Below are 299 nucleotides of genomic sequence, written 5' to 3'. Positions count from 1 at the left end.
TCTAAAGAGCCCACTGCACCTTGGTAATCTTTACCAAATCGACTGGCTAATGTTACCCAAATCGACTCATCTAAACCCAGTTTCCCAAGTAGTTGAGGATGGTAATTAGCAATGGCGCCTCGTTTATCTTCTCTTAATATGCGCCCGCTCCAATCAACAAGCTCTAAATAATCTAACAACGAAAAAGCAATGCCTGGCCCTCTCTTCTCTTCATCACATTCAAGTACATCACCAGTAAAACCAAATAAAGGCTTTTTCTGAAAGTGATAGGCTGAGGGGTTATCTTTTGCTTGTGCCAC

General features: G+C 42.1%; 1 pseudogene. It reads right to left on the bottom strand.

The features are described from left to right. Positions 1-299: pseudogene (locus V6256_RS15280) on the bottom strand (hypothetical protein); the annotation flags it as partial.

The organism is Psychromonas aquatilis (assembly GCF_038155185.1).
In the GTDB taxonomy this organism is placed as follows: domain Bacteria; phylum Pseudomonadota; class Gammaproteobacteria; order Enterobacterales; family Psychromonadaceae; genus Psychromonas; species Psychromonas aquatilis.
This window is presented reverse-complemented; position numbering and strand designations above follow the sequence as displayed.